Below are 20,791 nucleotides of genomic sequence, written 5' to 3' on the forward strand. Positions count from 1 at the left end.
TCACCGAAAGGCCCTCCCGCCATGGCACGTCCGAAGAAGCGCTTCCAGCAGCTGATCGAGGAGATCGACCGCACCCCGTGGGGCCCGGCCGAGCAGGCCCTCGTCACGGAGGCCGTCGCGCTCGCGGTCGAGATCGGCGACGAGCGGCTGGAGTACGAGGCGCGGATGCGGCAGACGGCCTCCGCCAACATGAACGGCGCCACCGACGTCATGCTCAACTCGTTCGCCTGGTGCCTGGCCCATCACGACGCCGACCCGCAGCGCTTCCCCGCCGACCTCGACAACGGCGGCGCCGACCTGATGTGGCAGTTCAAGTGGATGGCGGCATCCCTGCGGTCCTCCCCGGCGTTCTCGCAGGAGCAGATCGCCGCCGTGCTCGACGACATGGAGTCGCACTACCGCGCCGCCGGCCTGGGCGTCAGCGGCGTCCTGACAGCGCGGTTCGAGGACGCCTGGGATGCCGGCCGCCTCGACGACGCGGAGCGCCTCCGAGTGCAGCTGGAGGCCACCCCGCGCGACGACCACAGCCACTGCGACGCCTGCGGACGCAGCCAGATCGCCGGTTTCTTCGCGGACACCGATCGCGACGCGGAGGCGATCGTCCTCGTCGAGGAGATGATCGAGGGCGGCTTCTCGTGCGGCGAGGAGCCGGAGCACGCGCTCTCCCGCGTCCTGCTCCCCTACCTGCGGGCGGGACGCTTCGACGAGGCGAAGACCGCGCATCTGCGCAGCTACCGCCTGGCGAAGGACAACCCCGACAACCTCCGCATCGTCGCGAACAACATCGTCTTCGCCGCGATCACCGGCAACGAGGCGCGTGCTCTCGCCCTGGTCGAGAAGCACATCGCCTGGCTCGCGCACGACGGTCTGAACGTCGACGCGCACTTCGCCGCCCTCGCCGCCCTCGCCGTGGCGCTGGACCGCGTCACGGCCGCCGGACACGGTGATACCCCGGTGCGCGGCGCGGAATCGGCAGCGCTCGTCCCGTTCTTCGGCGAGCACGACGGCACGTGGAGCGCCGCCGACCTCGCCGCGGCCTCCTGGGCGGCAGCCGAGCGGATCGGGGCCGCGTTCGACGAGCGCGACGGCACCGACGGGCACGCGCGCAGCCTGGAGCGGATGCGCGCTCTCGCCGACGAGCAGTACGACGTGCCGATCCGCTCCGACGCCTTCGTCGCTCCCGTCACGTCCTCCGTACCGGCGGATGCGGACGCCTGGTTCGAGCGGGCGATGCAGCTCGCGCAGTTCGGCGCGGAGCACGAGACGCTCGAGGCCCTGCCGCATGCCCTCGAGGTCGCAGACCCGGCGAAGCGAGCGCAGCTGCTCTCGATGCGCCTGGGCATCCTGATCGCCCTCGACCGCGCGGAGGAGGCGCTGCAGCTGCTCCCGGAGCGCATCGCCGCGCTGCGGGCGGCCGGCCTGGAGGCGCAGGCCGACCTCGAACAGCGCCTGGGCCTTGCGACCTTCGGCCTGGACACCCCGGAGACGAAGGCGGCGCTGGAAGAGGCCATCGCCGACGCCGACGACCTGCCCGCCTGGTCGCGCGGCGACCTGGCGATCAGCCGCGCCGCCCTGCACCTGCGCGCGAGCGAGCCCGACGCCGCCCTGGATCACGCCGAGGTCGCCGCGCGCTCCTTCACGGAGGCGGAGGACACGCGACTCGCCAACACCACGACGCTTCTGGCGATCTCCGCCGTGCTCGGCAAGGGCGACTTCGAGGCCGGAGCCGCGCTGCTGGACCGCCTCCTGGCCCAGGACGATCTCAGCACCGGCCACCGCGCCCAGGCGCTGCAGACCCGCGCGCGCGTGCGGGGAGGCACCGGGTCGTACCTGGAAGGCGCCGCCGACGCGGATGAGTCCTGCCGTCTGCTCGCCGAACTCGGGGCGACCCGCGCCCTCGGCGAGGCGCACCTCCTCGCCGGAGCCCTCTGGGAGGACGGGGACGAGCCGGAGAAGGCCGTGTCCCGGTACCGACTGGCTGCGCGGATCGCCGGGGAGGCCGGAGGCGACGCGACGGGCGTGGACTTCCGTCTCGCACGCGCCATGCTGCGTGTCGGCGACGCCGAGGAGGCGGCCGAGCTGTTCGGCGACGTGCTGCAGCGCGAGGAGGAGGCCGAGACGCCCGCCGGCTCCCGTGCCATGACCGCCTCGATGCTGGCGCGCGCCCTGGCCACCTCCGGCGAGTTCGGTCAGGCCGTCGGCGCGTTCGGCTACGCCTCCGAGCTGTTCGGACAGGCTGAGGAGCACACCGATCAGGCCATGTCCATGACCGAGCAGGCCAAGATCCTCGCACGCTTCGACGAGCACGACGACGCGATCTCGCTGCTCGAGTCCGCCGCCGAGATCGCGCGTAAGGCGCCCGACGCGGTGGGTGCGCTGACCGAGGTGCTGCACAGCCTCGGTCAGGCCTACGGCGGACGCGGCGACGAGCGCGCGTTCCCGCTGTTCGACGAGGTGGCCGCCCTCGCGCAGGAGCACGACGCCGCCTGGCTCCTCGCCGATGTCACGGACTCGCGCGGACGGGCGCTCGCGGAGCTCGGGCGCGTGGACGAGGCCGTGTCGGCCGCGCTCACGGCCGCCGACGGCTTCGCCGAACTCGGCGACCTGGGCTCCGCAGGAGGATCCGAGCTGTTCGCCGCCCGTGTCCTGGCGGGCAACGAGCGGTCGTCCGACGCGGTGCCGGTGTACCGGAGCGCGATCGAGCACGGCGCGGCCCACCCGCCCCTCGTACAGGTCGCCGCGCTTGAACTCGGCAACGTGCTCGAGGCGCTGGGCCGTCACGGCGAGGCCGCGGAGGTCCGCGCCGGCGTCGAGAGCTGAGCGCCGCTCAGCCCGGCCGGCGCCGGCTCAGAACAGCTGGCGCCAGTTCGCCTTCGCGAGGTCGAGGAGCTCGTCCCCACGCCCGGACATGACGGTGCGGATCGCGTACAGCGCGAAGCCCTTGACCTGCGCGGCCTCGATCGCCGGCGGCATGGACAGCTCCTGCCGCTCTGTGACGACGTCGAGCAGCGCGGGGCCGTCATGCGCGAGCACCTCCCTGACCGCCTCAGGGAGGTCTTCGCTGCGCTCCACGCGCCGCGCGAAGATGCCCATGGCCTCGGCGATCGCCGCGAAGCTCGGGTTGTCCAGGCCCGTGCCGTAGGTCACGAATCCCGCGGCCTTCATCTCCAGTTCGACGAAGTTCAGCGAGGAGTTGTTGACGACGATCGTCTTCACCGGCAGCTTGTTCTGCGTCAGCGTCAGCAGCTCACCGAGCATCATCGCCAGGCCGCCGTCGCCGGCGAGCGCGACGACCTGCCGGTCCGGGTGGGCGACCTGCGCGCCGATGCCGTGCATCAGGGCGTTGGCCATCGAGCCGTGCGTGAACGAGCCGATCAGGCGCCGGTTCTCCGTCATCGAGAGGTAGCGCGCCGCCCAGACGGTCGGCGAGCCCACATCCGCGGTGAAGATCGCGTCGTCGGTCGCGTACTCGTCCAGGAGCCTGGCGAGGTACTGAGGATGGATGGGACGCTTCCCCTTGGCCGGGACAGCCAGCTCGTCGAGCTTCTTGCGGGTCTTGCGGTAGTGCGCGATCGCGTCGTCGAGGTGGCCGCGGTCGTCCTTGTGGGCGATCCGCGGCAGCAGCGCTTCAGCCGTGGCCCGGACGTCGCCGACCAGTCCCAGGTCGAGCGGGTGCCGCTTGCCCAGCTGTGCGCCGCGGATGTCGACCTGGATGGTCTTCGCGCCGTCGGGGTAGAACTGCTCGTACGGGAAGTCGCTGCCCAGCACCAGCAGCGCGTCGGCGGCCTCCATCGCCCGATACCCGGACGCGAAGCCGAGCAGGCCCGTCATCCCGACGTCGAAGGGGTTGTCGTACTCGATGAACTCCTTGCCGCGCAGGGCGTGGACGATCGGCGCACCGAGCTTGTCGGCGAGGGCGATGACCTCGTCGTGGGCGCCTTCGACCCCTGCGCCGGCGAGGATCGTGACGTTCTTCGCCGCGTTCAGCAGCGTCGCGGCCTTCTCGAGCTCCGGACCGCTCGGGACCACGACCGGACGTGCCCGCTCGATCACCACGGCACGGTCGTCGGCGATATCGGCCAGCGCGACGTCGCCCGGGATCACCAGCACCGCCACCCCGCGCTCCTCGATCGCCGCGCGCATGGCGATCTCCATCAGGCGCGGCATCTGCTTCGGGTCGGCGACGTACTCGACGTACACGCTGCACTCGCGGAAGAGCTCCTGCGGGTGCGTCTCCTGGAAGTACCCGGTGCCGATCTCTGTCGTGGGGATGTGCGCGGCGATCGCGAGCACGGGAACGCGGGAGCGGTTCGCGTCGTAGAGGCCGTTGATGAGGTGCAGGTTGCCCGGACCGCAGGAGCCGGCGACCACCGCGAGCTCGCCCGTGGTGGCGGCGTCGGCGGCGGCGGCGAACGCGGCGGACTCCTCGTGCCGCACGTGCACCCAGCGAATCGTGCCGTCCTTGCGGAGCGCGTCCGTGAATCCGTTCAGCGAATCTCCGGGGATGCCGTAGACGCGGTCGATCCCGTTGGCGTGCAGAGTCTTGACGATGTTCTCAGCGACGTTGGCCATACTCCGACCCTACGCCCGGAGGCGCGGAGAAGGGCGATGCGCAGACGACCGCTCAGTATTCCTGGGGGCCGTCGCGGTCGGGCTCGGGAGCGCGACGGAACGCCCTGCCGGACACGGAGGTCGGGGCGATGCGCACGTAGACGCGTTTGTCGGTCGGGATCCACGGTCGAAGCCCTGCGGCCTCCGCGCGCTGCACATCGGCATCGGACTCCAGCGCGCTCGCGTGTCCCCTGACGATGACGCTCCACGCCGCGGTGTCGGTGTGGTGGTCGACCTCGAACAGCACGTCGGCGTTGACCGTCAACTCGAACAGCTTGCTGCCGGGCGCGGTGCGGAACAGGATGCCATCCCCGTCCACCGCGTAGTTCACGGGGAAGATGTCGATCGTCTCGCCCACATGGGTGACGAGGCGTCCGAGCTCCTGCGTGCGGAGCCGCTCCCAGCTCTGTTCGGTGGTCAGCGTCTCGATCGGGTCGGCATTCGTGCTCATGCCGCCATTGTCCCTCACCCGCTGTCTCCGCCGACAGGGCATCAGTCCCGCAGCACGAGGCGGGCATGCGGACGGCCCCTCGCGCTCTGCGAGGGGCCGTCCGTCGCACGGTCAGCCGATGCGGATGAGCTTCTTGTTGACGAACTCGTCCGCGGCGAGGTGGCCCAGTTCGCGGGCGGTGCCGCTGCGCTTGATACCGCCGAACGGCAGCTCGGGGCTGTCGGCCAGCACGAGGTTGACGTAGACCATGCCCGCCTCGATCCGGTCGGCCACGCGCTCGGCCTGGTCCGCGTCCGTCGTGAACACGTACGATCCGAGGCCGAACGTGGTGTCGTTCGCCAGCGCGACCGCAGCGTCCTCGTCCGCGACGCGGTACACGACCGCCGCCGGCCCGAACAGCTCCTCCCGGTAGACGTTCATGTCCGGGGTGACGTCAGCAAGCACGGTCGGCGCGAAGAACGCTCCCTCGCGCGTGCCGCCGGTCAGCAGCGTCGCGCCCTGCTCGACCGCGGAGTCGATCTGCTTCTGCAGGTTCTCCGCGGCAGCCTCGGAGGAGACCGGTCCGAGCACCGTGTCGTCGAGCATCGGGTCGGTCGCCTCGACCGCCGCCATCGCCGCCGTGAACTTCTCCACGAACGCGTCGTACAGCTCGTCGACGATGATGAAGCGCTTCGCCCCGTTGCAGGCCTGGCCGTTGTTGTCCAGGCGCGCGTCGACCCCCGCCTGCACCGTCGCGTCGAGGTCGTCCGTCGACAGCACGATGAACGGGTCGGATCCGCCCAGCTCCAGCGCCACCTTCTTCAGGTTGCGGCCGGCGACCTCGGCGACGGCCGCGCCGGCACGCTCCGAGCCCGTGAGGGACACGCCCTGCACGCGCGGGTCGGCGATCATGTCGGCGATCTGCTCGTTCGTGGCGAGGACGTTCTGGTACGCACCCTTCGGGAAGCCGGCGTCGTGGTAGATCGCCTCGATCGCGCTCGACGACTCCGGGCACTGCGGCGCGGGCTTCAGGAGGATCGTGTTGCCGACGATCAGGTTCGGGGCCGCGAACCGCACGATCTGATAGGCCGGGAAGTTCCACGGCATGATGCCGACGAGCGGTCCGAGCGACGAGCGGCGGATGATCGCCGAGCCGTCACCGAGGATCTTGATCGGCTGGTCGGCCATGATGTCCTCGGCCTGATCGGCGTAGTACTCGGCGATGTCCGCGGCGAAGTCGACCTCGCCGAGCGCGGCCTCGCGGGGCTTGCCCATCTCGCGCACGAAGATGTCGGCCAGCTCCTCGCGGCGCTCGCGGTGCAGCTCGGCCGCGCGGCGCAGCAGCGCGGCGCGATCGGCGACCGTGGTCGAGCGCGACCACTCGCGGTGCGCCTCGTCCGCGGCGGCGACAGCCTCCTCGATCTGCGCGTCGGTGAACGTGTCGAAGGACGCCAGCGTCTCTCCGGTGGCGGGGTTGATGACGGCGTAGTCGGTCATGAGGTGTCCTCTCGTGTGCGGGCCCTTCGACGAGCTCAGGGACCCAGGCCGTTCGTGGGGTGGGGCCCTTCGACGAGCTCAGGGACCCACCCCGGGAGATCAGGAGATCGGGATCAGCGTGTACTTGGTGGACAGGTACTCGTGGATGCCTTCGAAGCCGCCCTCGCGGCCGACGCCGGACTGCTTGACGCCGCCGAAGGGAGCGGCCGCGTTCGAGACCACGCCCACGTTGAGACCCATCATGCCGGTCTCGAGGCCGTCGATCATCCGCTGTCCGCGCTGCAGGTTCTCGGTGAAGACGTACGAGACGAGACCGTACTCGGTGTCGTTCGCGAGACGGACCGCCTCCTCCTCGGTCTCGAACGTGGCGATCGCGAGCACCGGTCCGAAGATCTCCTCGCGGAGGATCGCGCTGCCGGGCACGACGTCGGTGAGGACGGTGGGCTCGTAGAACGTGCCGGTCCCCTCGACCGCCTTGCCGCCCGCGAGCAGCGTGGCGCCGCGCTCGACGGCGTCGTCGACGAGCTCGCCGGCTTTGGCCACGGCGTCCTCGTCGATGAGCGGTCCGATCGCCACGCCCTCCTCCGTGCCGCGGCCGATCTTCATGCCGTTGACACGCTCGGTCACGCGCTTGGCGAACTCGCCTGCGACGTCCTTGTGCACGATGAAGCGGTTCGCCGCGGTGCAGGCCTGGCCGATGTTGCGGAACTTCGCGGCCAGCGCGCCCTCCACGGCCTTGTCGAGGTCGGCATCGTCGAACACCACGAACGGGGCGTTGCCGCCGAGCTCCATCGACACGCGCAGCACGCCCTCGGCCGCCTGGGCGATGAGCTTGCGGCCGACCTCGGTGGATCCGGTGAAGGACAGCTTGCGCAGGCGCGGGTCGGCGATGATCGGCGCCGACAGGGCGCTGGACTTCGAGGTCTGCACGACGTTGACGACGCCGGCGGGGAGACCGGCTTCTTCGAGCAGCTTCGTGAAGTAGATGGTCGTGAGCGGCGTCAGTGCCGGGGGCTTGATGACGACGGTGCAGCCGGCGGCGAGTGCCGGCGCGATCTTGCGGGTCGCCATCGCGAAGGGGAAGTTCCACGGCGTCACGAAGAACGACGGTCCGACCGGACGCTGCGACACGACCATGTGACCCGTGCCCTCGGGGTTGATCCCGTAGCGTCCGCTGATCCGCACGGCCTCCTCGCTGAACCAGCGCAGGAACTCGCCGCCGTAGACGACCTCCCCGCGCGCCTCGGCGAGCGGCTTGCCCATCTCCAGCGTCATGAGTAGGGCGAGATCCTCCTTGTGCGCCTGCACGAGGTCGAACGCCCGGCGCAGGATCTCGCTGCGCACCCGCGGTGCGGTCGCGGCCCACGCGTCCTGCGCGGCGACCGCGGCGTCGAGCGCGCGGATGCCGTCGGCGGGGGTCGCGTCGGCGATGGTGCGGATCACGGCACCGGTCGCCGGGTCATGCACGTCGAAGGTGCCGCCGGTCTCGGCGTCCGTCCACTCGCCGCCGATGAAGAGGCCGGTGGGGATGCTGTCGAGCAGCGCCTGCTCGGTCTGAGTGCTCATGGGTTCTCTTTCCGTGAGGAGGATGGGTGGCTGAGAGGGTCGGTCAGCGGCGTCGACGGCTGGGCGGTGCGTCGATGCCCAGCGTCTCGCCGCGGAAGAAGGCGGGCCGGCGGACCGCGTTCCAGATCATCACCGCGATGCCGACGACGATGATGAGCATCCCGAGGATGAACACGATGCCGACACCGCCGATCTGCGAGCCGGAGCCGTAGGCGGGGTCCATGGAGTCGATCAGCGTGGTGAAGAACAGCACCGCGAGGATCGCTCCGCCGACGAGCGGGAACAGGAACGTGAAGAAGAAGTTCCGCGTCGAGTCGAACCACTGCTTGCGGAAGTACCAGACGCACGCGAACGCGGTGATCCCGTAGTAGAAGCAGATCATCATGCCCAGGGTGAGGATGGTGTCCCACAGGGTGTCTTCGCTGACCACGCGCATCACGGCGTAGAACGCGGAGGCGACGATGGCCGACACGATGGTCGCGTATCCGGGGGTGAAGAACCGGGGGCTCACCTTCGCGAAGGACTTGGGCAGCGCGCCGTAGTGTCCCATCGCGAGCAGCGTGCGGGCCGGGCCGACGAAGGTCGACTGCAGCGACGACGCCGAGCTGGTGAGCACCGCGAGCGAGACGAGGAAGGCCAGCGGGCCGAGGATGGGTCCGGAGAGGTGGAAGAAGACGTTCTCCTGGATGTCCTCGTTGCCGAGCCCGAGGGCGCCCGTGCCGACGCCGGCGAACATGATCATCGCCACCGCGAGCAGCAGGTAGAGCGAGACGATCGTGAGCACGGTGACCGTGGCCGCACGACCGGGCGTCTTCTCCGGGTCCTTGGTCTCCTCGTTCATGGTCAGCGTGACGTCCCAGCCCCAGAAGATGAAGATCGAGAGCGAGAGTCCGGCGGCGACCGCGCTGAACGACGAGATCGCGAACGGGTTGAACCAGTTCAGGTCGAACGGCTGGTAGTCGAAGCCGTTGCCGTTCACCGCCTGCACGATCGCGGCGACCGCGAAGAACACCAGGACGAGGATCTGGAAGCTCACGAGCCAGTACTGCAGCTTCTGGGTCGTCTGCATGTCGCGGTAGGAGACCCACGTGGCGGCGAGCATGAAGAGCAGGCACACGCCGATGTTGATCCAGGTGTTGCTCGCGAGCGTCGCGACCTCGGCGTTGCCCGTGATCTGCGAGAGCAGCAGGAACAGGAAGTCGACGGCGACCCCGGCGAGATTCGACAGCACGAGGATCGTCGCGACGATGAGACCCCAGCCGGCCATCCAGCCCACCCAGGGCCCGAACGCCCGGGCGGCCCAGGTGAACGACGTGCCGGAGTCGGGCATGCGGTTGTTGAGCTCGCGGTAGCCGAAGGCCACCAGCAGCATCGGGATGAAGCCGACGAGGATGATCGCGGGGATCTGCGCGCCGACCTCGGACGCGGTGGGGCCCACGGCGGCCGTGAAGGTGTAGGCCGGCGCGATGCACGAGATGCCGATGACGACGGCGCCGATCAGTCCGACCGTACCGGCGCTGAGGCCCTTCGTGGAGATGCCGGTCGTGACGCCGGATTCGGGCTCCGTCGCCCTGTTGGTGCTGCTCATCAGCGGTCTCCTGCTTCGTTGCGGGTGCGCGGGACGACGATCATGGGGACGGGGAGCTCGTGCAGCATCTTCGCCGCCGTGGAACCCAGGAACAGGCGGCGCGGCTGCGCGAGCCTGCTCGATCCGACGAGGACGACCTCGCCGGGGAGCCAGGAGAGATTCGCGACGGCGTCCTCGACGGAGTCGCCCGGCGCCTTCTCGACCGCGGCGGTCCGCCCGTCCGGCAGCAGCTCGGTGGCCACTGCGAGGACCTCCTGCGCGTGGTTGTCGCCGACGGTGCGGATCGCTCCGGTGTCGAGCCCGGGCGGAACGTCGAACGGGACGAGGGACACCAGTCGCAGGTCGACACGGCTGTCACCGGCCAGCGAGACGGCCTCGTCGAGCAGTGCGTCCGCTCCGGGACGCGAACCGACGGCGACCGTCACGCGCGGGATGACGTGGTCGTCCTCCTGCGCGGTGCCGACGGGGGCGAGCGCCACGGGGATGGTCGACGAGTGCAGCAGCTCGGAGGCGACGCTGCCGAGCCGGTGGCGCCCGAGGATCCCGCCGCCGGCGGCGCCGATGACGATCACCCGGGCGTCGAACTCCTCGCCGGCGGCGATCAGACCCTCGGCGAACGACTCGGAGAAGCGGACGTGGCCGCTCCGCGTGAGCTCCTGCGGAAGGCGGACGACGGCATCGGCGAGCCACTTCCGCGCCTGGCTCCTGATGTGCTCCTCATACGCGCGCTCCGGCGGGACAGCCGCGCTGCGCGTGCCCTCGGTGGGCAGCACGATGACCAGGTGCAGCGTCGCGCCGATGCTCCGCGCGAGGCGGGCGCCGAGTGCGGCGGCATCCGCTCCCGCATCCGTCGCCGTGTACCCCACGACGATCGAGCCGGTCATCAGCCGATGCTCTCGACGGCGCCGGCGTCGCGACTCGCGTCGACGATGTTTGCCGCGACGAGGTGCCCCATCCGGATCGCCCCGTCCACGTGCTGGTATCCGGCTCCCGCCATGTCGCTGCAGGCGAAGTGGATGGGCCCGACCGCGGTGCGCAGGTCCGCACCGTAGCGGTGGAGACCGCCGAGGTCGAAGCTCGCCGCATACGCACCGCGCGTCCACTCCTCGCTGCCCCAGTCGCTCTCGTAGTACACGACGGGGTTCTTGGCCTCGGGGCCGTAGTAGTGCGAGAGCGACTCGAGGATGCGCTCCTTGCGCTCCTCGGCCGACAGCTCGAACACGCCGTCCGCGTTGGCGTCGGACACGAAGCCGACCAGGGTGCCGCGCTCGTCGCCGTGGTTGGTGTTGTCGTACGCCTCGTGCGACAGCTCGTACGGGCTGAAGGCCGTGCCGCTGAGGCCCTGCTCGCGCCAGAACGGACGGTCGTAGACGGCGTGCACCTTGATGACGAAGCCCATCGACAGGTGCTGGTGCAGCTGGTGCTGGCGGCGCGGCAGCGGCGGGACGAACGAGATGCGGCTGTAGAGGACGGGCGCGTGGGCGAGGATCGCGTACCGCGCCCGCACCGTGAGCTCGTCCGTCGTCGCGACGACCCCGTCGTCGGACCACTCCAGGCTGCGGACGGGCTGGTTCAGCAGCACGTCGTCGCCCAGGCGCTCGGCGAGGCGCAGCGGCACCTGCTGCAGACCGCCGACGACGCGCTTGTCGAGGATGAAGTCGGCGTCGACGAGGTTCGAGTACGAGCCGGCGGACGCCGCCATGAGCAGGGACTGCAGCAGGGAGAATGCGTGCGTCGGCTTGGTGAGCATCGCGGATCCGGTGGCGAACGCCAGGTTCCGGACGGCCTCGTCGTCGTCGGTCTGCTGGCGCAGCCAGGCATCCCAGGAGATCGAGTCCCACTCGGCGGCGTTCGGGTGCTCCCACGGCTTGTCGGGGTCGATCTCGGCAACCAGCGCATCGAGTATCTCGGTGATCCGGGCGATCTCCGCCTCGGTCTCCGGAGCCACGGGGAACATCTCCCCCGTGAAGCGGTGCGCCTGGCCGTCGGGGCCGACGTACACGCTGTCGCCCTCCCGGTACCGGCTGTACGTCTCGAGCCCGAGCTCCTCGATCGCGTCCTTGAGCGCATCCTGGTCGGGCGAGACCCACTGGCCGCCGATCTCGAGCATGGCGCCGTCGATGACGTCGGTCCACAGGCGTCCGCCGACACGGTCTCGGGCCTCCAGGACCGCGACCGACAGGCCGGCCTTCCGCAGGTCGTTCGCCGCCGTGAGCCCTGCGGCTCCGGCGCCGATGATCAGCACGTCGCGAGTGATCTCAGCCATCTGCAACTCCTTCGTCGTCGGGGGATGCGGGGGAAGAAGTACCGGTCGCGTCCCGAAATCCCCCGATCCGGGGACGCGACCGGACAGGGGTCAGGCGGAGGCGAGCGCCTCGGCCACGACGACGAGGCCCTCGATCAGCAGCTCGTCGCCGATCGACAGCGGCGGGAGGAAGCGGATGACGTTGCCGTAGGTGCCGCAGGTGAGGACGATGACGCCCTGCGCGATGCACGCCTTGGCGACCGCCGCCGTGAGCGCGGCATCCGGCGCCTTGGTCTCGGGGTCGACGAATTCGGCGGCGACCATCGCGCCGTGACCGCGGACGTCGCCGATGCGGGCGTCCTCGGCCTGCAGGGCGGTGAGACGACCGATCAGGATCTCGCCGATCTCCCGTGCCCGCTCGATCACGCCGTCGTTCTCGAACACGTCGATCGCGGCGAGGGCCGCAGCACAGGCGATCGGGTTGCCGCCGTACGTGCCGCCGAGGCCGCCGGAGTGCGAGGCGTCCATGATCTCGGAGCGGCCGGTCACAGCGGCGAGGGGAAGACCCCCGGCGATGCCCTTGGCCGTGGTGATCAGGTCGGGCTCGATGCCGAAGATCTCGCTCGCGAACATGTGGCCGGTGCGGGCGAAGCCGGTCTGCACCTCGTCGGCGATGAAGACGACGCCGTTCGCGCGGCACCAGTCGACGATCGCGGGGAGGAAGCCGTCGGCGGGGACGATGAAGCCGCCCTCGCCCTGGATGGGCTCGATGATGACCGCGGCCAGGTTGTCGGCACCGATCTGCTTCTCGAGCTGGAGGATGACGCGAGCCGCGGCCTCGCGCCCGTCGAGTCCATCGCGGAACGGATACGACATCGGCGCGCGGTAGACCTCGGGGGCGAACGGGCCGAAGCCGCTCTTGTACGGCATCGACTTCGCGGTCAGCGCCATGGTGAGGTTCGTGCGGCCGTGGTAGCCGTGGTCGAACGCGACGACCGCCTGGCGACCGGTGTGCTTGCGCGCGATCTTGATCGCGTTCTCGACCGCTTCGGCGCCCGAGTTGAACAGGGCGCTCTTCTTCGCGAAGTCGCCGGGAGTGACGCGGTTGAGCGCCTCGGCGACGCCCACGTAGGACTCGTACGGCGAGATCATGAAGCAGGTGTGCGTGAACTGCGCGGCCTGAGCGGCGACGGCCGCGGCGACCTTGGGGTGCGCGTTGCCCACCGTGGTCACGGCGATGCCGGAGCCGAGGTCGATGAGCGAGTTGCCGTCGGCGTCGACGACCACTCCGCCACCCGCGGCGACGGCGGCGATCGGAACCGTGTGTCCGACACCGGCGGCGACAGCGTCCGCCTTGCGCGCCAGGATCTCGGCCGACCGGGGGCCGGGAAGATCCGTGACCAGACGACGCTCCTGCGGGAGGTCGGGTCCGCCGAGAGGGACTGCGGGAGCTGCGGTGTCGAGGAGTGCCATGTTCGCGAGCGTACGGCGGCGACCGAGACGGCTGCACTCGCCGGTCTGTACAATCTGGGTGACGAGTTCGCCAGCACGTACAAGAGGGCAGGTCACCATGTCGATCTCCGGAGAGCCGACCCTGCGCGCGCTGCTGCAGCGCCGTGACCTCGGGCTCACGATGGTCTCCCCCGAGACCGGCCTCCCGCACGGATCCCTCGATCGGCCGCTGCGCTGGGTGCACAGCTCCGACCTCGCCGACCCCACGCCCTTCCTGTCCGAGGACCTCGCGCTGCTGACGACCGGCACCCAGTTCGACGAGGCCGTCGCAATCGACACCTATGTGGGCCGCCTCGCCGATCGCGGAGTCCTCGGCCTCGGCTTCGGCACCGAGGTGCACCGCTCCGGCATCCCCGCGGAGCTCATCGCCGCGTGCGCGAGCCACGGGATGCCCCTGTTCGAGGTTCCCTACCGCACCCCCTTCATCGCCGTCGCCCGCGCGCACTCCGAGGCCATCGCGGCGCAGGCGTACGCCCGGCGGTCCTGGGCCCTCGACACCCAGCGCGCCCTGGCCCTCGCAGCCCTCCGTCCGCACGGCCTCGACGCCACGATCGCCGAGCTCGGACGCCGGCTCGACGTCTGGTCGGGGATGTTCGACGCCGCGGGAGCCCTCACCGTCTCCCACCCGCGGGACGCGGTCGACGCCCGCGTGCTCGACGAGCTCGGCTCCCGGGTCGTGGAGATCCTGACCCGCGGGCTCGAGGCCGGACAGTCGCTCAGCATCGGAGACCACTCGTTCATGCTGTTCACGGTGGGCCGTGGCGGACACCTCCGCGGCGTGATCGCGCTGGCCGTCGACACGCTCGATCCCGAGGCGCGGTCGGTCGTCACCTCAGTGATCGCCATGGCCGGACTCGCCCTGGAGCAGAGCGAGCAGCTCGCCCGCAGCCGTCGACGCCTGCACGCCCAGCTCCTCGGGTCACTGCTCGCCGACGACCCCGCCCTCGCCCGTCGAGTGCTGGGATCCCTTCCGGCCGCCCCCGTGGTGGTGGCGGTGGCAGCGGACGCCCCGGCCGGCCCGCTCACCGACTGGTGGGAGCGACACCGCGCCGAGCACGGGACGGCGGTGTTCCTCGCCGAGTCCGAGGACGGCGTCACGCTCTGCCTCTCCGTGGGCGACGAGGCCCTGCTCGACGAGGTCGCCGCGCGCTTCGGCATCCGCATCGGCGTGTCCGACCCCGAGGGCTACGACTCCTTCGCCCGGGCCCACGCGCAGGCGCTCACGGCGCTGCGGCAGCATGGCACGCACGGGGTCGCCCGGTACGCGGACACGGTGGGGTCGAGCATCCTCACCGCGCTCGCGACCGATGAGGCCCGGCTGGTCGCGGAGTCGCGACTCGCGCCCATCCGGGAGCAGGACGCCCGTACCGGCTCGGAGCTCGAACGCTCGTTGCGCACCTGGCTCGAGCACGACGCGAAGGCCGAGTCCGCCGCGAACGCTCTCGGGGTGCACCGGCACACGCTGCGCACCCGCATCGCCCAAGCCGGCGCACTGCTCGACATCGACCTGTCGACCTTCCCCGCCCGCGCCGAGCTCTGGACCGTCCTCCAGACCGCCAGGGATTGATGCCGGTCAGTCGCCGGGGCCCTCGCCGAGGTTGGCGGACACGACCTCGAGGGCATGGGCCCGCGCCTGCACGGCCTCCGCGCCTCGTTCGGCGGTCACGGCGGCGGCGAACACCTCGGCGAACACGAGGTACGCCACACGGGAGGTGTGTTCGAGTTCGTCGCGGAAGCTCACGCCGGTCGGCGCGATCACGAGCGACAGCGACGCGACCTCGGTCAGGGCGGACGAGGCGAACGATGTCAGGGCGATGACCGTCGCGCCACCCCGCGCGGCCGCCGTCGCGACCCTCAGACTCGCCTCGTTCGCACCCGAACCGCTCACCACGAGGCACACATCCTCGGAAGTGAGGTGCCGGGCCGCGATCTGCTGGGCGATGGCGTCGGCGATGAACTCCGCCGACCGTCCGGCCGCGGTCAGTCTCATGGCGAGGTCGTTGGCGATCGGCGACGACAGCCCGTTCGCGAGCACGAGCAGGCGACGGGCGGATGCCGAGAGACGCACGGCCTCGGCGACCGCATCCGGGTCGAGCAGGCTGGCGAGGGCCGGCAGGGAGCCGGCCAGACGATCGATCTCACCCCGCATGCGGCCGAGCACGCCGGGACCGTGGTCGACGGCCGCCTCTCCGGGTGCGCTGCCGAGCTCCGCGGCGAGCGCCACGCGCAGCTGCGGATACCCCCGGTAGCCGACGCCCTGGCAGGTGCGGACCACGGTGGCCCGTCCGACGCCGGCCCGATCGGCGAGTTCCTGTGCCGTCCACTCCACCACGTCGTCGGCCGATTCGACGATCAGCTCGGCGACGCGGCGCTCGGCCGGCTGCAGGGTGTTGAGCACGGCCGCGATGCGTGCGGTGGGCGGGGCGCTAGACGAGAACACGGGCTCGGGCTCCCTCCATGATGCGGCGGCGGATCGCACCGGATGCCGCGTCGATCAGCATCGTCACCACGACGACCACGATGAGCAGGACACCCACCGTCGACCACTCACGGTACTGGGTGTACGAGGTGAGCATGTCGCCGATTCCGCCGACGCCGATGAGTCCGAGCACGGCCGACGAGCGCACGTTGATCTCGAAGCGGTACAGCCAGAACGACCAGAACGCGGGTTCCGCCTGCGGCCACACACCCCAGCGCAGCACCTGGAGGGTACCGCCGCCTGCCGCGCGTGCCGCCTCGATCGGTCCGCGCGGCACAGCCTCGACAGCTTCGTACCCCCACTTGCCGAGGGTGCCGATGCCGTTGATCGCGAGGGCGAGCGCTCCCGTGAACGGGGTCAGACCGGTGACGGAGAGGATCACGATCGCGATGATGATCTCCGGCACTGCCCTGATCAGCGAGAACAGCCTGCGCAGGAGCGCCCGCAGCCAGGCGGGCCCGAATCCGCGTGCGGCGAGCAGGCTCAGCGGGGTCGCGAGCAGGATGCCGAGGATCGTGCCGACCCAGGCCATCTCGATGCTCCGCCACGTCTGCCACAGCGCTTCCGGCAGCTTCTCCCAGTTCGGATCGGCGAACATCAGGAACGTGTACCGGACGATCTCCGCCGGAAGGTCGGCGAGACGAGACCAGTCGATGTCGATGGACCAGAACGCGAGCACGACGATGCCGGTGACGAGGGCCCATCCGGCGATCAGCCAGGGCCGGCGGGGCTTGGCGGGGATGCCCGTGAGAGCCGCACTCATACGAGCCTCCGCCGGATGGCGTCCGAGACGAGATCGATCACGATGACGACGATGAGGATCTCCAGTATGATGAGCGAGAGCTGGTCGTATCGGTAGAAGGTGCGCACCGCGTCGATCAGCAGTCCCATGCCGCCGGCCCCGACGAGACCGAGCACGGTCGAGGCGCGCACGTTCAGCTCGAACACGTAGAGCGTCTGGTTGGCGAACGCCGGCCATGCATCAGGCAGGGCGAGCGTGCGGTTGATCTTGGCCTGCGTGGCACCCACGGCGCGTCCGGCCTCAAGGGGGCCGCGGTCGTTGGTGTCGATGGCCTCGGAGACGAGCTTGACGATGATGCCGACGTTGAACAGCAGCAGCGCGAGGATTCCGGGAAGCGCGCCGACCCCGACCATCGCGACCAGGATCGCCGCGTACAGCAGGTCGGGCACGCTGCGGACGACGTTGAGGATACCGCGCACGACGATGCGCGCCGGGGTGTGGGGGTTGGTGGCGCGCGCGGCCCAGAAGCTGAGCGGCAGCGAGACGGCTGCCCCGATGGCGGTGGCGATGACGGCCATCTGCAGCGTCTCGATGAGGGGTGCGACGGTGCGAGGGAAGAAGCTCCAATCGGGCAGGAGCAGCTTCACGATCTTGTCGGCGCCGTTCTGCCAGTTCCGCGCGATGGCCGAGAAGTCGACGCCGATGCCGATCACCGGCAGGCACATCACGACCGTGACCGCGACGACGGCGATCAGGATGGTGGGGCCTCTCCACGCCCCGCGCGGGCGGGCGGGGATGTCGAGGACGGTCGGGGACGGAGTACCGCTCATGCGTCCAGCCGGTCGTCGGAGGTGAGCGAGCGGCCGTAGATGCTCTCGAAGTCGGCATCCGTCGCACTGGCCGCCGGTCCGTCGTAGACGATCTCCCCGGCACGCATGCCGATCATCCGCGCTCCGTACTCACGGGCGAGGTCGAGCAGATGTAGGTTGACGACGACGGTGATCCCGAGTTCGCGGTTGATCCGGCGCAGATCGTTCATCACCCCGTGCGCGGTGGGCGGATCGAGGCTGGCCACCGGCTCGTCGGCGAGGACGATGCGGGGCTCCTGCGCGAGGGCGCGGGCGATCGCGACACGCTGCTGCTGGCCGCCCGAGAGCTCGGAGGCACGGGAGTACAGCTTCGGGAGGATGGCCACGCGATCGAGCGCCTGGTAGACGAGCTGCTTGTCCGCTTCGGGGTAGACACCGAGCAGCGTGCGCCAGAGCGGCGTGTGGGCGAGGCGTCCGACGAGCACGTTCTGCAACACGCTCGCGCGGCCGGCGAGGTTGAACCCCTGGAAGACCATGCCGATGTCGCCGCGGAGGCGACGGAGCGTGCGCGGCGAGGCGCCGCTCACCCGGTGCTCCCCCACGTCGAGCGTGCCGCTCGTGACGGGCACGAGACCGTTGATAGTCCGGATGAGGGTCGACTTGCCCGAGCCGGAGAGCCCGACGACGACGACCATCTCGCCGGCGTCGATGTCGAGTGCCACCCGGTTCAGGCCGATCGTGCCGTTCGGGTACCGCACCGTGACCTCGTCGAGGCGGATGGACCACGGCGTGGACGCCGCAGCCGGAGCTGCGGCGTCCACGTGCTGGATCTGATCGGACAATTTACTGGAGCCCCAGAGCCTGCGCCGCACGGGCGACCACGTCGAGCGAGTCGGGATCGGCCGGCGCGAGCTTGGTGATCGAGTAGATGCTGGTGAGGATCTCGGAGCCCTCCGGCGTGTTCGAGAAGTCCTCGAGCGCCTTCGTGATCCGGTCCTGCAGCTCGGGCGACAGGTCGGAGGACAGCGCGACGCCGTCGTTCGGGATCTCCTCGGTCATCGCGAACACGATGACCTTCTGGCCGACGTCCGGGGTGTCCTTGGCGACGATCGTGCGGGCGTCCCAGAAACTGAAGCCGACCTCGGCGTCGCCGTTGTAGACGGCGAGCACGGAGGCGTCGTTCGCGGTGACGGGGATCTGCTGGATGTCGGCGTCGGTGTCGAGCCCCGCCTCCTGCAGCGCCAGGATCGGGTAGATGTACCCGGCGGGCGAGCCGGGGCCGAGCACGGCGACCTTCGCACCCTTCACCTTGTCGATGCTGTCGAGGCCGGCCGGGCCCTTCAGGGCGTCGGCGCCGTTGCAGAACAGCATCCCGTCGCGTTCGACCGGCTCGTCGTCGCAGTACTTGTCCGGATTGTTCGTCATGAACTGCGCGGGGTAGGTGATGTTGCCGTTGCGCTCGGTCTGCAGCACGACCTTCGCGTCGTACATGTCGTTCGCCTGCCACAGCTGCAGCGACGGCAGGAACCCGATCTGCGCCTGGCCCGCACCCATCGCCTCGACGGCGGCCTGGTAGTCCTTCGACACGACGCCGGTGACCTCGATGCCGAGTTCTTCCGTGAGGTAGTCGGTGAGGGGCGCTGCGGTGTCGACGAGCCCGTCCTGGTCCTGCGAGGGGACGAGCGCGAGCACGATCGACTCGGGATCGGCCGCGGGGGCGGCGGAGTCCTCGGGGGCAGCGGTGCTGCTGGAGCAGCCGGCGAGCACAACGGTCAGCAGGGCGCCGACCGCGATGACGCCCGCTGCGGAGGAGCGGAAGAGGGAGGTACGCATGTTCATCCTTCGATGGGGTGGGGGTGGAGGGAGGGACGGGTCTCAGCCGCGCAGCCAGGCTTCGAGCTGGGGAACCAGCGTCGAGAACTCGGCGGCACGGAAGGTCGGGGTGGCTTCGGGGTCGGAGAATCCGCCGATCAGGGCGGTCGCATGGCCGCGGGCGTGCGCTGGGGCCAGGTCGTTGTGCCAGATGTCGCCGATGCTCAGCACCCGGGCGTCTTCGGGGAGCGCGGCGAGCAGGGTCTCGAGCCCCGCAGGTTTGCCGGCACCGGTGACGATCCGGTCGAACAGGCCGCCGAGCCCGAGCGTCTCCAGCGCGTCGACGATGCGGATCGCCGGCGCGTTCGTGACCAGGACCCGCTCGGCGTCGACCGATGCGAGGAAGTCCACGAGGCCGTCCGGCACGGCGATCGGGGCATCGGGGGTGGCGAGCTGTGCACGACTGGCGAGGTAGGCGGCGCTGAGGAGGCGGGCATCCGCTCCCCTGGTCTCGGCGAGCCGGCGCACCGCGTCGTATCCGTCGAGCGCCTCCTCATCGGCGGTGGCGATCAGGGCGCGGACATCGTCGAGCAGGGAGCCGTCGTCGCCGAGGCGGTTCGCGACCTGCTGCGCGTAGGCGAGGACCGGGCCGTCGCCGAGTGCGATCGTGCCGTCGAAGTCGAAGAGGAGGATGGAGTTCACGGAGTTCTTTCTGTGGGACGCTTCGTCCAGCATGCGGAACGATTGTGGACAGAAGGTCCCGAGCGTGTGAACGCCGTGTGAACAATCCGTCCACTCGACTCGCGTATGGTGAGCGCCGTGTCCGAACTCGCACGACTCACTCGGGCGGCTCACCTCGCCGCAGACGGGACCGCCGCCGGTGCGCGCGCGGCCCTCGACGCGCTCCCGTGGCTGGTGTCCGCGATCCACGACGACCACGACGCCGACCGCTTCGCCGCCTGGGGTCGGTCCACGGCGATCGATGAGAACACCGGCACGGCAGTCATCCCCCGTGCGCTGTTCGAGGAGGTGCACGCCCGCGCCGGCGTCGCCGCGGACTGGCCGATCGGGAACGCGGGAGTGCTGCACTGCTACGGCTATCTGCTCTCCCTCGAACCCACGCCGTACGGACTCAAGCGCGAGCGCTGGATCGAGAGCACGCTCGCGCGCGCATGCCGCCTGCCCCCGGACGCGTTCCACCCGTGGCGCGAAGCACCCACGCTGCTCGCACGGGCCACGGCAGCGGCATCCGCGCTCCTCGCCTCCCCTGCGGCCGGCGCGACCCAGGCGGTCGACGGGCGCGAGACCCGCCTGGCCCTGGGAGCGACGCGCGGGCCGAGCGCTCTCGCCTACGCCGTCGCACCCCGCGCCGGTGCCGCGCCGCTGCTGATCACGATGTTCCCCGTCACCGACGCATCCATCGCCCTCACGGACTTCCGGGCGGCTCCGCGCCTGCGCTGGAACGCCGCCTAGCCTGCACCCGCCCCGCCCCGCGCCGCG

General features: G+C 70.6%; 17 protein-coding genes. 3 read left to right on the forward strand and 14 right to left on the reverse strand.

All coding sequences use genetic code 11. The annotated features are described in order from the left end of the window. The first annotated feature begins 21 nt into the window (after positions 1 to 21). Complete coding sequence (locus tag CSX12_RS14475; RefSeq protein WP_124896244.1) at positions 22 to 2,820, forward strand: hypothetical protein; 2,799 nt, start codon at positions 22 to 24, stop codon at positions 2,818 to 2,820. Between the two features lie 27 nt (positions 2,821 to 2,847). On the opposite strand, the gene poxB is transcribed toward CSX12_RS14475, so the two are convergent. The 8 genes from poxB to gabT form a co-directional block, all read right to left on the reverse strand. Continuing rightward, complete coding sequence (gene poxB, locus CSX12_RS14480) at positions 2,848 to 4,572, reverse strand: ubiquinone-dependent pyruvate dehydrogenase (protein WP_017201522.1); 1,725 nt, start codon at positions 4,570 to 4,572, stop codon at positions 2,848 to 2,850. A gap of 52 nt (positions 4,573 to 4,624) precedes the next feature. Then, a complete protein-coding gene (locus tag CSX12_RS14485) occupies positions 4,625 to 5,062 on the reverse strand; it encodes a pyridoxamine 5'-phosphate oxidase family protein (protein ID WP_124896245.1) in 438 nt (145 codons plus the stop codon). A 111-nt stretch (positions 5,063 to 5,173) separates the two neighbouring features. After that, positions 5,174 to 6,538, reverse strand: coding sequence for an NAD-dependent succinate-semialdehyde dehydrogenase (locus tag CSX12_RS14490; RefSeq protein WP_124896246.1), 1,365 nt, complete (start codon positions 6,536 to 6,538; stop codon positions 5,174 to 5,176). A gap of 99 nt (positions 6,539 to 6,637) precedes the next feature. Next, positions 6,638 to 8,104, reverse strand: coding sequence for an NAD-dependent succinate-semialdehyde dehydrogenase (locus tag CSX12_RS14495; protein ID WP_124896247.1), 1,467 nt, complete (start codon positions 8,102 to 8,104; stop codon positions 6,638 to 6,640). A gap of 43 nt (positions 8,105 to 8,147) precedes the next feature. Further along, positions 8,148 to 9,692: an APC family permease gene (locus CSX12_RS14500; protein WP_017201527.1), complete on the reverse strand. Its 1,545-nt coding sequence runs from the start codon at positions 9,690 to 9,692 to the stop codon at positions 8,148 to 8,150. Next, complete coding sequence (locus CSX12_RS14505; protein ID WP_124896248.1) at positions 9,692 to 10,576, reverse strand: universal stress protein; 885 nt, start codon at positions 10,574 to 10,576, stop codon at positions 9,692 to 9,694. The genes CSX12_RS14500 and CSX12_RS14505 overlap by 1 nt, the downstream gene beginning before the upstream one ends. Beyond that, entirely contained in the window at positions 10,576 to 11,958 is a 1,383-nt protein-coding gene (locus CSX12_RS14510; RefSeq protein ID WP_124896249.1) for an NAD(P)/FAD-dependent oxidoreductase, read from the reverse strand. Before CSX12_RS14510 ends, CSX12_RS14505 begins: the two co-directional genes overlap by 1 nt. A 90-nt stretch (positions 11,959 to 12,048) precedes the next feature. After that, positions 12,049 to 13,410: a 4-aminobutyrate--2-oxoglutarate transaminase gene (gene gabT / locus CSX12_RS14515; protein ID WP_124896250.1), complete on the reverse strand. Its 1,362-nt coding sequence runs from the start codon at positions 13,408 to 13,410 to the stop codon at positions 12,049 to 12,051. 97 nt (positions 13,411 to 13,507) lie between these two features. On the opposite strand from gabT, the gene CSX12_RS14520 reads away from it, so the two are divergent. Beyond that, a complete protein-coding gene (locus tag CSX12_RS14520) occupies positions 13,508 to 15,016 on the forward strand; it encodes a PucR family transcriptional regulator (RefSeq protein WP_017201531.1) in 1,509 nt (502 codons plus the stop codon). A gap of 6 nt (positions 15,017 to 15,022) precedes the next feature. Here CSX12_RS14520 and CSX12_RS14525 read toward each other — a convergent pair whose 3' ends face one another. From CSX12_RS14525 to CSX12_RS14550, 6 genes are read right to left on the reverse strand one after another with little or no spacing between them, the layout of a single operon-like run. After that, entirely contained in the window at positions 15,023 to 15,889 is an 867-nt protein-coding gene (locus CSX12_RS14525; protein WP_124896251.1) for a MurR/RpiR family transcriptional regulator, read from the reverse strand. After that, positions 15,876 to 16,691: a phosphonate ABC transporter, permease protein PhnE gene (gene phnE / locus CSX12_RS14530; RefSeq protein WP_124896252.1), complete on the reverse strand. Its 816-nt coding sequence runs from the start codon at positions 16,689 to 16,691 to the stop codon at positions 15,876 to 15,878. Before phnE (CSX12_RS14530) ends, CSX12_RS14525 begins: the two co-directional genes overlap by 14 nt. Continuing rightward, entirely contained in the window at positions 16,688 to 17,500 is an 813-nt protein-coding gene (phnE, locus tag CSX12_RS14535) for a phosphonate ABC transporter, permease protein PhnE (RefSeq protein ID WP_124896253.1), read from the reverse strand. The genes phnE (CSX12_RS14530) and phnE (CSX12_RS14535) overlap by 4 nt, the downstream gene beginning before the upstream one ends. Then, positions 17,497 to 18,321 carry a phosphonate ABC transporter ATP-binding protein gene (gene phnC, locus CSX12_RS14540; RefSeq protein ID WP_241160473.1) on the reverse strand — a complete coding sequence of 275 codons (825 nt, stop codon included), beginning with the start codon at positions 18,319 to 18,321 and terminating at the stop codon, positions 17,497 to 17,499. Before phnC ends, phnE (CSX12_RS14535) begins: the two co-directional genes overlap by 4 nt. Position 18,322: 1 nt before the next feature. Further along, positions 18,323 to 19,312 carry a phosphate/phosphite/phosphonate ABC transporter substrate-binding protein gene (gene phnD / locus CSX12_RS14545; RefSeq protein WP_124896254.1) on the reverse strand — a complete coding sequence of 330 codons (990 nt, stop codon included), beginning with the start codon at positions 19,310 to 19,312 and terminating at the stop codon, positions 18,323 to 18,325. A 42-nt stretch (positions 19,313 to 19,354) separates the two neighbouring features. Beyond that, positions 19,355 to 19,993: an HAD family hydrolase gene (locus CSX12_RS14550; RefSeq protein ID WP_225855740.1), complete on the reverse strand. Its 639-nt coding sequence runs from the start codon at positions 19,991 to 19,993 to the stop codon at positions 19,355 to 19,357. 117 nt (positions 19,994 to 20,110) lie between these two features. Here CSX12_RS14550 and CSX12_RS14555 point away from each other — a divergent pair, with 117 nt between their 5' ends. Then, positions 20,111 to 20,764 (forward strand): amino acid deaminase, encoded by a 654-nt coding sequence (locus CSX12_RS14555; protein WP_241160474.1) that lies wholly within the window; start codon positions 20,111 to 20,113, stop codon positions 20,762 to 20,764. Positions 20,765 to 20,791 lie beyond the last annotated feature (27 nt).

The organism is Microbacterium sp. Y-01 (assembly GCF_003856715.1).
Classification (GTDB): Bacteria; Actinomycetota; Actinomycetes; order Actinomycetales; family Microbacteriaceae; genus Microbacterium; species Microbacterium algeriense.

Coding starts and splice junctions, on each gene's coding strand:
- CSX12_RS14475 (WP_124896244.1), top strand. CDS start 22: ATGGCACGTCCGAAGAAGCGCTTCCAGCAGCTGATCGAGGAGATCGAC.
- poxB (WP_017201522.1), bottom strand. CDS start 4,572: ATGGCCAACGTCGCTGAGAACATCGTCAAGACTCTGCACGCCAACGGG.
- CSX12_RS14485 (WP_124896245.1), bottom strand. CDS start 5,062: ATGAGCACGAATGCCGACCCGATCGAGACGCTGACCACCGAACAGAGC.
- CSX12_RS14490 (WP_124896246.1), bottom strand. CDS start 6,538: ATGACCGACTACGCCGTCATCAACCCCGCCACCGGAGAGACGCTGGCG.
- CSX12_RS14495 (WP_124896247.1), bottom strand. CDS start 8,104: ATGAGCACTCAGACCGAGCAGGCGCTGCTCGACAGCATCCCCACCGGC.
- CSX12_RS14500 (WP_017201527.1), bottom strand. CDS start 9,692: ATGAGCAGCACCAACAGGGCGACGGAGCCCGAATCCGGCGTCACGACC.
- CSX12_RS14505 (WP_124896248.1), bottom strand. CDS start 10,576: ATGACCGGCTCGATCGTCGTGGGGTACACGGCGACGGATGCGGGAGCG.
- CSX12_RS14510 (WP_124896249.1), bottom strand. CDS start 11,958: ATGGCTGAGATCACTCGCGACGTGCTGATCATCGGCGCCGGAGCCGCA.
- gabT (WP_124896250.1), bottom strand. CDS start 13,410: ATGGCACTCCTCGACACCGCAGCTCCCGCAGTCCCTCTCGGCGGACCC.
- CSX12_RS14520 (WP_017201531.1), top strand. CDS start 13,508: ATGTCGATCTCCGGAGAGCCGACCCTGCGCGCGCTGCTGCAGCGCCGT.
- phnE (WP_124896252.1), bottom strand. CDS start 16,691: ATGAGTGCGGCTCTCACGGGCATCCCCGCCAAGCCCCGCCGGCCCTGG.
- phnE (WP_124896253.1), bottom strand. CDS start 17,500: ATGAGCGGTACTCCGTCCCCGACCGTCCTCGACATCCCCGCCCGCCCG.
- phnD (WP_124896254.1), bottom strand. CDS start 19,312: ATGCGTACCTCCCTCTTCCGCTCCTCCGCAGCGGGCGTCATCGCGGTC.